We start from the raw sequence: 12025 nt of genomic DNA on the forward strand, positions 1-12025 counted from the left end.
ATTGTTACTCAAGACGGTACTCACAGCAGACTTTTTTCGCTTTTTAAGGTGATAATCACAGTGTATCTGTTATAGACCAAGTTATTTGACCATTATATTGACCAGCTTTACTGTTAGCAGGTACTCGTAGTTTCCACTTATTTATTCCGATATATTTACTTAAATCAAGATCCTGATAAGATCCGCTGAAACCATCAGAATCAATTGGTAATGATTCTCGACCTAGTGGCTTCCAAAGATCTTCATCGTTTTTAGATTGATTGAATAACAGCACAGTGCTGCCATCTTGAACGAGTTTATTATCGGCACCAGCAATAGCATTGTCGCCATCATTATCATATGCAACTCCTACTTGAAATGCAGTGTCAGCAACATGAGTAATCCGTAAATTACCGGTTGTGCTGATGTTTGTTAGAAGACGCTCAAGATTAGCACTGTTGACAGTTCCAAAGTCAATTTTTGACGGGACTTCAGTAATGGCTGTGGTTTGTGGTGGATCTTGAATATCAACGATTGCTGGTTGTTCGACATCCATTCGTGTAGTTAATGCAGTATTGCCATCAAGGGCATACAAGAGGTCAGCAGAATTTTCAGTGACCCTTTTCGTAACACCAGTAACTTTGGCCTTGAAAGTGACAGTATAAGTTTGATTGTTCCGGAGTGCTCCCATTGGAACGTCCATAGTATTATAACTGCTACCATTCCAAGAGACACTGTTAGGAACTAATTCCAGTCCGTCATTAGCTTCGAATTTGTTATAAAAGTATGAATTGCTAACAATGCTGGAACCATTGCTGATAAAATCCACTTTGAAATCGATAATATCATCTTTTTGAGCAATGACCCTGTTAGTAAAGACTCCATTAGGATCAGTAGTTTCATTTCTTAACAGTTCTGTAAAGCGATATTTAAATTTAGGAATTTGCACGGGAATCTTAACGCTGTCAGTCAGAGTCATGGTGTCAGTCTGGCCGGCATTATGTCCAGATACATTGGCCTTATTAGTTAGGTTACCGTTGGTATCTAAATTATAAGGAGCTGTATTATCAATTTTGGCAATGAAAGTAAGCTTGTACGCTGTTTTCCCATCAATTGTAGAATTGGGATCGTAATCGATTAAGTTACCACTAGGCGTCGGTATGTCAGCTGAAGAAACAAACGTTAATCCCGCTGGCAGTGCATCTAGAATCCGTTTTATTACCCAGCTTGATTGGTAGCCATCATCTTGAACATAGATATCAAATTGTAATTTGTCGTTGACTTGATTAGTACCATCACTGGAGGTTAAATTTTGATAGGTTAATTTCATAGTTGGAATGGCATAGCCAGCAATTGCTGCTCCAATTTTAGAAACAAACTTTTCAACCTTTCCCGGAGTAGACGATGTCTGAGGCCATCTTAATGTATAAGCAGAATCTTGCTTGCCATCAGAATCAACGACATCAAAACCATTGTCCAAGTGTAAAAGATCCTTACCTGGTAAAGCATTGGTATCACCATTTTGAGTGTCATTAGGTGACGATGACCAAGGCAGACTAGGGTTAGTGATAGGGGAAGCACTGCCGCTTCCGGACCGGCCTTTAACGCTCCAGTTACCAGGGTTAGTCAAAGTTCGACCCATAAAGTCTTTGAAACCACCATCAACATCGTTAGTAATTAATAGTTTTGATGCCGGAGTATATTCACTACCACTCTCGAGGTATAAGCCTTTTTTATCACCGATAGCAAACATAGGAACGTTATCGACCGTGTCTATTAAATTGTTATTGGGATTAAGTCCTGTATCCTCACCGTAAAAGGTCTGATATTGAGCATTGCCGTTAGGATTGTAGACATATAATTCACGCCAGACGATTGGGGATCCACTAGGGTCAGGACGTAAAACTATTTGAACAAAAATCGACTTCTTGCCAAAATAACCCACCAATTTATATACGGGACGATTATTTTCATCTGTTCCTGTGTAAAACAATTTGCTCTCTTTATTTGAAGAAGCGAAAGCCTCTAAGTTAGCTAGGACATTCATATCTTTGTAGAAATACGATTCTTGTAGACCGCTTATTAAGGCGAAATCGATTGAGGTATCGGAAGCTCGTTCAGGATGTCCACCAGTACCAATGTAGGAACTCTCCCCTTGATGTAAGATTCCATAATAAGTACCATTGTTATTTAAAAAAATATTTATTTTTGAGTTATTAATTGACGGAGCAGTTGTATTAGTACCTAATCTAACGTTATCTGTCGTGCTCGTTAGTGTTATAGTTTTATCTCCAGCCGTAACCTTACCGTTGGCATTACGAGCGGAACCAAAAGTATAACCAAGTGAAACATTATCCCCAATTGGAATTTCTCCGATTTGATTAGCTGGTGTACTTCGTTGTAATTTCCAATTAGTGATACCATCGTATTTCGCCATAACATTGGCAGCCGTGTTGACAGCATCAGATGAGACGGCATCGATAGTTGTAGAGCGACTAAAAATCAAAAACATAATTAGGCCCATAAAAGACGCCAGAAATACTTTTGAGATCATTTTAATGACTTTCATTTTATCCCCCTTGGCAAAATAAAAATTGGTTACCAAACAATCTTTTATTTATAGCGTTAGTTAAATATGTCATCTCCAGAAATAAACACAGTATTTATTGTTACCGCTTTCAATTAATATACTAATTATACCCCATAATGAATATATTCATAAGCTATATATATTCATGGTGTTTATTGTACAAATTGAATTATGTACAATTGAGGAAAAGATGCGCGTCTGGGACAAAACTCTAGGCTTTAAATATGCAGCATAAACGTGGAACAGAACATAGCATTTTCCGCTTAAATCAAAAGGCACCAGCAATCCAAAGTCGGATTACTGGTGCCTTTTGCATTAATGCTCGAAAGTTAAACGCGTTTTACTGTGCTCTCACTTCATTTTAGCTGCACACTCAGGACACAGTCCATAAATCTCGATGGCATGAGACTCAACTTCACAACCAGGCAATTGATCAGTAAAAAAGCTTAAAGGACAAGCCTTAAGTTCAATCACCTTACCACAATTCGAACAAATAAAATGATGATGATGCATTTGATCAAAATCACATTGAAACTTAATCATTGTCTTATTCTTCTCTTGATATTCAACCAAACCAATATCTGAGAATTCCTTCAAATTACGATAAACAGTATTATTACTAATTCCTGGATAGATTGATTTCATATAATCATCCACGTCACTGATCTGTATATACTTGTTCGTATAATTACTAAGAAACTCAATCAAATCCATACGTTGCTTAGTTACCTTATAGTGGTTATCTCTTAAAATTTTAATTGCTTCTTCCAAAGACCCTCACCTATGCTTTTTATTCTCCGAATAGTGTAACATATTACTCAAAATTCCACGCATAGACTGATTCAGCAAGATTTTGCTTACCAACTTTAAGAGTTCTCTCTTCATATGGCTCGGCGCCAAACTTCTGATAGAAATATTTTGTTGGATTATCAAACAGAACTTCCACCAAAATATTCGTATAACTCTTTTCTTTCAGATAATCTAATCCTTTAAGTAAAAGGTCCTTCCCAATACCCATCTTTTGATAATCCTTAAGAAGATATATCGCACCTATATATGCTTGATTATTTTTAACTTCAGCACGAACATAACCAACCACGATATTATCCTCTTCGTCCACAAAGATTTTGGCGTCAGAATTATGTAAGAATCTCGTCCAACGATTGACTGCCTCATCGGGATTCATCGTGTCTAAGAATTCGGCATCCACAATATCAGAATAAGTTTCCCTCCAACTTTTTAAATTGACTGTAGCAATATCTTTTACATCTTCAATTTTAGCTTCTCTGATCATATGACTTCGCCATCCCTTAATAATCTCAGTTCTTAATCTATGCTATGATATCCTTAATAATATTTCTGAAAGGGATTACATGACTATGACTAAAGGACTCTTACTAGTTAACTTAGGTTCCCCCACGGCTCCAACACCAGAAGCTGTAAAAACATTTTTACGCGACTTCCTTGGCGATAAAAATGTCGTTGAAATGCCCCAATTGCTCTGGAAACCGATTTTACATGGTATGATTCTACCATTTCGTTCTAAGTACTCAGCAGCACTGTACCAGCACATTTGGCAAAACTACGGTTCACCACAAATTTATTACACATCAAAAATACAAAAAGAAGTTCAGCGCCTACTTCCTGATTGGCAAGTGGAAATAGCAATGACTTATGGTGAACCAAATATTGTTGATACATTGCAACAAATGCACAACAATGGTTGTGATAATATTACTGTTTTACCACTCTTTCCTCAATATACAAAGAGTACCCATGACACAATCATTGAACAAGCTAAATCCGCTAATGTACCTATAACCATTATTAAAAAGTTCTTCAATGAACCAGAGTATATTAATATACTAGCTCACAAAATACAGGAAGAATGGGATCAAGATGACTATGATCAACTAATATTTAGCTATCATGGCATCCCTCAAGCAATGGTTAAACATGGTGATCCTTATGAAGCTGAATGTATTACGACTACTGCCGCCACTTCAGCTAAGTTAAACATCCCCAAAGAAAAAATAATGACCGTTTATCAATCAAGATTTGGACCAATGCCATGGCTACAACCCTATTTGAAGCAAACATTACCAAAACTTGTTTCAGAAGGTAAAAAAAATATTTTGCTGGTCACTCCATCATTCACTGCTGATTGTTTAGAGACATTAGAAGAAGATGGTATCCGAAACTATAAAACCTTTAAAAATAGCGGTGGTAATAAGTACAAACTAGTTCCACCAATGAATGACGATGTTGATTTCAGTGCCTTTATCGCCGAACTTACGGTTGAATATTCACTTAAGCAAAAAGCTGAGAATTAATCTCAGCTTTTTGCGTGTTCTTTAGTTGTAATATCAGTTTTGTTTGCATCAATATCGTCATCATCAAAAATAATTTCACCAATAGATTCAGCTGAAATCTTACCATTAATAGGATTCTTAACACTGACAATACTTGAAGTAATTTCAGCATCAATATCTGAACAATATTCAAACGCTAAGTCAGTCTCTAGTAACTTACAATTCTTCATAACTAAATGATCGATATAACATAGTCCTTGATCACTCTCAATCGTACAATTGATCAATGTTAAATTCTTAGTGTTCCATCCAAGGTACTCACCGTTGATGGTTGAATCATAGACTGTTACATTTTCACAATTCCAGAATGCATCTTTAGATACAAAAGTTGAATTATGAACTTCAACATTCTTAGCACCATCAAAAATATAATTACCAATAAAGCTAGAATCATCGACACGAATATTCTCACTGTTCATACCGAAGTAATCACCACTGGCTTGCACATGGTCCAATGTGATATCTTGGCAACTCCATAAAGTTTCTTCAGCATCAGAAAAATGAACATTAGTTAATTCAATATCTTTTCCACGGCGAAATAGTTTTGGAGCCTGCAAAGCACTATTAGTTATTTTTATATCATCCGTATACCAAATACCTGAGCGAGACATTGTTTCAAAAATAGAATTATCAACATTTATATGTTTGCTATACCAAAGTGGATACTTCCATTTAAAAATCGTATTATCTATATCAATATTGCGACTCTCTTTGAGTGGAGATTCTCCTTCACCAAAAGTTGTATTAGAAATTACTGCATCGTGTTCACTAAACAATGAACGTTCACCAGTAAATAATTTATTTTCATAATTAGTCATTCATGTACCTCCGTTGTGTATCACAAGTACTATTTAACACCTTAAAGTTCACTTCAAGGCAAGACTTTTTGTATCTTTAACTTATGTATTCTTTTAGACGAAAACTACAATACAATTTAAATCTCGTATTAGCATCCCTTAAGTTCAAGCCTGTCAGTTCTTCCATTCTCTCAATCCGATTATGCAGTGTATTACGGTGAATGAATAAGGCACTCGCCGTTTGTGATAAATTACCATCCTGTTGTAAGTAACTTAATAATGTTGGTACCAATTCTGTGTCATTTTGACTGTCGTATTTTTCTAACGCTCGCAATGCTGGATTGACAAAAAATGGCAAGATTGCATCATGATTGATTCTTGCCAGCATCAGTTCAAAATATTGATCCTCACAAAAAACAACTGGACTGTGAACTTGGCTAAGCTTTATGGTTCTCTTACAAACAGTATAGGCTGCTTTAGTATCCGTTGGTTTAGTATAAAAATTCGAAACAAAAACATCACAATGTGCTTTTTGTGCTACTTCTATCAACATATTTTTAAATTTACTACTATGATAATCACTCAGTGATATTGGTAATAACGCTAGACAATGGTGCTGATAAATTGTCGATAATACCCGCGGAAAATAAGCATTCAATCCGTGTTTTAATTGCCGCTGAATTCCACTAAGTGACTGCTTGGTCAGTGGTTCACACGATAGTAACACCATTGCATCAGGTAACTCTACTTGCTGACTAGCAAACATATTTTCTACATTAATAGACTGTTGCTCAGTTAATAAAACATTTAACAGCCGATCACGATTGGTCTCCGTTGGTGCACTTAAATGATTTCTGACAATTTGACTAGTTAACACACTACCGATCTTCGGCAATAATTGCTTAGTTTGTTCATTAAATGGTGTTTGATCATCAAACATCACTAAAAATCCCACTAAATTATTCTTATTGTATAAATTAGTGACCTGACGATGGAATGGCGATTTTGGACAAGGAACATTGTAAACTTTTTGCTTGTAGTCAGATTTAGTATGAACAATCTCTTTTACTGCTGTAATAAAGTCATAACTACAATAACCTTGTTTTAAAATTTCTCCCCAAAGTGGATCTGGAAAACCATACAGATCAGAATGCAACAATACTTGATACCTAGGATCAATGATCATCAATGTATTATGTAACATTTCAGCAGCACGATTTATGCTCGTTTTAGGATCATCCGTTACTGCCTCCATCGCCAAACTAGTAATTGCAGAATTCTGATTTTGCACCCGCTCCAAAATCGTATTGGCTTGGTTAAAAACCTGAATCAATGGCTCATTATTCAATACATTATTTACTTGATTAACCTGACAAGGACAAAGAACAACCGCAGAATTTTTCAATTCATCGTCAAAGTTAAGCAACTCCAGTGGACCATTTTTTTCATCCTTACCTATATACATGATATCCGAACTTTTTTGCTGAATTTCTTGTGGTTTAATTTGAATTCTCTTTATATCTGTTTTTCCTGCCACATTAATATGACCAATTACAAAATATTGTGACAAATTGTTAATAAGTTCACTAAATTGCATTTTTTTCACGCTTTCATGAGTTGATCAAATTTACCAATTAAATATTCTAGATAAATAGTACAGAACCATTCCTACAGTGCCAGTCATATTGTGCAAAATGCACAACTAAACCAATTCAATTCTATTCATTAAGTATCTTTATCATAGCAACGCCCTAGTTTATTGTAAAGACGGTAATGAAAACGTTTCTACGATAAGGAGGCATTTTAAATGACCCAATTTAAGAAAATGTTCACAAATGGTCATATAGGAAAACTAGAATTAAAGAACCGTGTTGTTTTTCCAGCCATGGGCGTATCATTAGCCGAATTAAATGGTGAGGCAAGTGACGATATCATCCGTCACTATGAAGAACGTGCACGTGGTGGCGTTGGTCTAATTATCACTGAAGTAACACGTGTTGATGATGAAACAGGTGTTGCCACATACAAACAATTATCAGTTACAGATCCCAAAGTAATCCCACAGCTTCAAAGATTGGCTGATTCTGTACACAAATACGACTGTAAGATTTTTGTTCAACTACATCATCCAGGTCGTGAAACTAACGAAAGCTTAATCGGTGGCAAAAAAATGGTATCCGCATCAGCCATCGCTGATAAATTTGTTAAACAAGTACCTCGTGCAATGACAACCGATGAGGTTACCGCTATGGTAAAGAAATTTATCAAGGGTGCGGTAATCGCTAAAGCTGGGGGCATCGATGGTGTCGAATTACACTGTGCACATGGATATTTACTAAATCAATTTATTTCGCCATATTCAAATCACAGAACAGATCGTTACGGTGGATCATTCCATAACCGTTTAAGAATCGTTCAAGAAATTATTTCTGGAATCAAATTTATGTGTGGTCAGGACTTCCCAGTTAGTGTTCGTATCTCTGCCGACGAATTCGTCGATGGCGGTATGAAGATTGATGATTCAGTTAAGGTTGCTAAAACACTTGAAAGTTACGGTGCCGATGCCATTAACGTATCTAGTGGTATTTATGAAAGTGCTCCTACAATTATCGAACCAGGATCATACCCACAAGGTTGGAAGAAGAACCTTTCAACTACAATCAAGAAGAATGTCAAAGTTCCAGTTATCGCTGTTGATAATATTAAGACTCCAGAATTTGCGGAACAATTACTTGAAGAAGATGCATCAGACTTCATAGGTATTGCTCGTGCAAGTTTGGCAGATCCAGCATGGGCATATAAAGCACGTACTGGTCAATCAGACCAAATTACTACATGTATTGGTTGCCTCCTCTGTTTCCAAGCACTAAGTGAAGGTAAACATGTCGTTTGTGCAGTAAACCCAAGATCCGGACGTGAAAGAGAATTCTCTGCATTGCCAAAAGATGGTAATGAACAAACCGTTGTCGTTATTGGTGGTGGCCCTGGTGGTATGGAAGCTGCTAAGACATTGGCTGACCGTGGATTCAAGGTCGCACTCTTCGACAAACACGAACATCTAGGTGGAACATTGAACCTCGCTATTGTTCCTCCGTTAAAAGATAAGATCGAATTATTCAGAGATCACATTATCAATCAAGTTAACAAGAGAAAGAATATCGAACTTCATTTAAATAAAGAAGTCACTGTATCAGACATACAAGCATTGAACCCTGTTGGTGTATTCTTAGCATCTGGCGCAAAACCAATTATCCCAATGTTACCAGGAATGGACGGTAAGAATGTCGTTACTGCTGAAGATTACTTAGCTGGCAAGGCTGAAGTAAACGGCAAAGTAGTAGTTATAGGTTCAGGTATGACAGGACTAGAAACTTCAGAGAAACTCCTTGAAGAAGGACATGAAGTAACAATCATTGAAAAACAAAAAGCCGTTGGCCCTGGCATGAATCCTACTCTCTTAATGGATGAAATGACACGTCTTAAGAAACTTAACCCAACTATCTTAGTAAACAAACAAATGATTGGTGCCGGTGATACTGGTATTAAAGTATTAGACAGCATTGATCACAGTATGACAGGAATCCCTGCAGATACAGTTGTTCTGGCATTAGGAGTTACACCTGACACTACTGATACAGATCCATTTGTTGCAGTATTTAATCAGGCTAAGTTGATTGGTGACGCAAGTTCCAGTGGTCAAATTGCTGACGCAATGAAGGATGGATACACAAAAGCTTATGTTTTCGAACCAGAAATGTGCTAGGAAGGAGAAGTAATAATGAAGGATTTCAAAGATAAAGTAATGTTCCTGACAGGTGCTGCGCATGGATTCGGTACAGAAATTGCCAAAGAAGGCGCACGCCGTGGAATGAAATTAGCTCTTATAGATATCGATGAACCTGCACTCAAACGTGTTTATAAAGAAGTTGCTGATATGGGAGCTCAAGTAGAAATGATCCCGGCTGATGTGACAAAAGAAGAAGACGTCGATAAAGCTGTAAAATCAACTATGAAGAGATTTAATCAAATCGATCTACTGATCAATGATGCCGGAATTGCTTTGCCAGGTAGAGTCTGGGAGCTTCCTAGTCGTGACTGGGAGTGGATCATGCACGTCAACTTGATGAGCCAAGTTTATGCAATGCAACGCATTATTCCCATTATGCTTAAACAAAAAACACATTGTGCAATCTTGAATGTCGCTTCCATTGCTGGACTGATCGACACACCAGGAATGCCCGCATACCATGCAAGTAAATTTGCAAGTGTTGGTATGACAGAAGCTACAGCTTATGACTTGCAAAGAATGAAGGCTGATATTGAAATGCACGTAATGTGCCCAGGATTCGTTCAAACTGATTTGTATCATACAGAAAAACACAGACCAGCTCAATATACAGATACAACTGACCCATATTACACAAGTGACACTTTCAAGGGTGGCCAGCAAGTTGCTGAATTTGTTATCAAGAATGGTATGCCAATCGATTCGATTGCTACAACAGTCTTCCAAGCATTAGAAGACGATGAATTCTATATCTTGACTCACCCCGTATTCAATACAATGATCGGTGATCGTGTAAAGAGAATCGTAAACGGAGACAAACCAGACGTACATGTTATGGATGGATTAATGTAGGAGGTCAAAAATATGGCAAGCTTCTTAGTATCAGATGATGACGTAAAGAATTTCTTAACATTACCACGAATGGATGATCAAGAAGGACTATTGTTCTCATATGCAGCACCAGAAAAGGTTTTGAAAAAATTACTACCTAAACCATTAAAACTAGTTGCTCCAGTAGTTTGTGGATATGTAGTTCAAATGGGAAAACCAAGTTTTGGACCAACATATATGGAAGCAGTTCTCTATGTACTAGCAAACTTCAACGATAAGATGATCGGTGCATATCCATTCACATTAATGCTGGATGGACCAGGTGCTGAAGCCGCAATTCTAGCTGGACGTGAAGGTGCTGGTATACCTAAAAAATTAGCCGACAGTGTACAAATTAGAAGAAATGATAACTCTGCCACTGCCAAAGTTGTTCGCCACGGAGAAACACTACTAGATATCAAATGGGAAAAAGGAGAATACAATGATGAGAAACTAGGACATCAAGTATTCGATGCCCAATCAGTTCTGAATTCCCAAGCTGAAACTGCTAGCATGTTCTACACATGGGACATGGATCAAGTAGAAGACGGAAGTAATGTTTTCTCAAACGTCAAATTAGTAGCAACACAAAGTACGACCGTTACAGATAGTTTTGAACCAGGAAAATTGGACATCAAATTGGGATCAACTGACGATGATCCATTTGGAGAATTATCAGTATTGAAACCATTAGGAGCCGCTTGGGTTCATATCGACACATCTGTAATGCATAACACATTGAAATTGGCTGATGTAGATGCCAAAGAAACAATGCCGTACATGATTACAGGACGTTATGATCGTGGCATGATTAATCCAAAAGCTAATACTTTTATCATCTAAAGACAAAAAGATTGATACCCTAATCGGGATATCAATCTTTTTTATTTTGTACTAATACTATTTTTTAATTCGGTCAACGAACCGTCACTAGATAAGGTCTTATATTGATTATACGCTGAATACCAATTTCCCTTAGCTACTGATTGACGCAATCCGTCATATTTACTATCCGAAAACATCTTATTAACTGCTGTTTTAGATTGCGAACCTGTCAAAGAAGTATTCTGTTGCAATAGCTTAATAGCCTTGGATCTATCATTAGCTGATTGAATAATATCAGACATTTTAGTTTTCTTCAGAGTATCCGTAGCTTTATCTACCCTTTGGTCATGTTTTAAATCACCATTTTTAGTAGAAGCCACTTTTTTGATAAGTTCATTTTTAACGAGTTTATCAGATGGAGTGTCATTACCTCCACTAATATTTCTAACAGTGTTATTTAACGGGAAAAAGAAAATTATTCCTAAAACTATCAAAACTAATATTGTAATTAAAGTAATCCATATAGCCTTTTTGTGCGATTTCTTATGATATCGTTGGTATCTTTCTTGACGCATTGTCTCACCCCGTATATCTAATTGAGTTAACAAATCAATGGTAACACGAGCAAAGGGACAAATACTATATTAAGTTGATATAGTGAATAAAAGGAAACTAATAAAAATGACGACAAAAAAGGAGGTCTGAATTAACAGACCTCCAACTGAATTGCGTGGCAGCTTCCTATCCTCGCGGGTAGTTTCCCACCAACTACTTTTGGCGTAAAGAAGCTTAACTTCTGTGTTCG

Annotated in this window: 10 protein-coding genes; 4 read left to right on the top strand and 6 right to left on the bottom strand. The window is 36.9% G+C overall.

What is annotated here, in order from left to right:
• Positions 1–55: 55 nt before the first annotated feature.
• From EKM79_RS05140 to EKM79_RS05150, 3 genes are all read right to left on the bottom strand, one after another.
• Positions 56–2548 (bottom strand): isopeptide-forming domain-containing fimbrial protein, encoded by a 2493-nt coding sequence (locus EKM79_RS05140; RefSeq protein ID WP_125566559.1) that lies wholly within the window; start codon positions 2546–2548, stop codon positions 56–58.
• A gap of 372 nt (positions 2549–2920) precedes the next feature.
• Positions 2921–3340: a Fur family transcriptional regulator gene (locus EKM79_RS05145; RefSeq protein WP_125566561.1), complete on the bottom strand. Its 420-nt coding sequence runs from the start codon at positions 3338–3340 to the stop codon at positions 2921–2923.
• A gap of 43 nt (positions 3341–3383) precedes the next feature.
• Positions 3384–3863 carry a GNAT family N-acetyltransferase gene (locus tag EKM79_RS05150; RefSeq protein ID WP_125566563.1) on the bottom strand — a complete coding sequence of 160 codons (480 nt, stop codon included), beginning with the start codon at positions 3861–3863 and terminating at the stop codon, positions 3384–3386.
• 85 nt (positions 3864–3948) lie between these two features.
• On the opposite strand from EKM79_RS05150, the gene hemH reads away from it, so the two are divergent.
• Positions 3949–4902, top strand: a complete 954-nt coding sequence (gene hemH, locus EKM79_RS05155) for a ferrochelatase (protein WP_125566565.1) — start codon at positions 3949–3951, stop codon at positions 4900–4902.
• Positions 4903–4904: 2 nt separating this feature from the next.
• Here the strand turns inward: hemH and EKM79_RS05160 are convergent, their stop codons facing one another.
• Both EKM79_RS05160 and EKM79_RS05165 read right to left on the bottom strand, forming a co-directional pair.
• A complete protein-coding gene (locus tag EKM79_RS05160) occupies positions 4905–5759 on the bottom strand; it encodes a DUF3737 family protein (protein ID WP_125566567.1) in 855 nt (284 codons plus the stop codon).
• Between the two features lie 76 nt (positions 5760–5835).
• Positions 5836–7335, bottom strand: coding sequence for a PucR family transcriptional regulator (locus EKM79_RS05165; RefSeq protein WP_125566568.1), 1500 nt, complete (start codon positions 7333–7335; stop codon positions 5836–5838).
• A gap of 210 nt (positions 7336–7545) precedes the next feature.
• On the opposite strand from EKM79_RS05165, the gene EKM79_RS05170 reads away from it, so the two are divergent.
• The 3 genes from EKM79_RS05170 to EKM79_RS05180 are packed head-to-tail and all read left to right on the top strand — an operon-like array spanning position 7546 to position 11238.
• Positions 7546–9501 carry an oxidoreductase gene (locus EKM79_RS05170; RefSeq protein ID WP_125566570.1) on the top strand — a complete coding sequence of 652 codons (1956 nt, stop codon included), beginning with the start codon at positions 7546–7548 and terminating at the stop codon, positions 9499–9501.
• Between the two features lie 15 nt (positions 9502–9516).
• A complete protein-coding gene (locus EKM79_RS05175; RefSeq protein ID WP_125566572.1) occupies positions 9517–10377 on the top strand; it encodes an SDR family NAD(P)-dependent oxidoreductase in 861 nt (286 codons plus the stop codon).
• 12 nt (positions 10378–10389) lie between these two features.
• A complete protein-coding gene (locus tag EKM79_RS05180; protein ID WP_125566574.1) occupies positions 10390–11238 on the top strand; it encodes an acetoacetate decarboxylase family protein in 849 nt (282 codons plus the stop codon).
• A 41-nt stretch (positions 11239–11279) separates the two neighbouring features.
• Here the strand turns inward: EKM79_RS05180 and EKM79_RS05185 are convergent, their stop codons facing one another.
• Positions 11280–11795, bottom strand: coding sequence for a hypothetical protein (locus EKM79_RS05185; RefSeq protein ID WP_125566576.1), 516 nt, complete (start codon positions 11793–11795; stop codon positions 11280–11282).
• Positions 11796–12025: the final 230 nt, after the last annotated feature.

The organism is Companilactobacillus insicii (assembly GCF_003946015.1).
GTDB lineage: Bacteria > Bacillota > Bacilli > Lactobacillales > Lactobacillaceae > Companilactobacillus > Companilactobacillus insicii.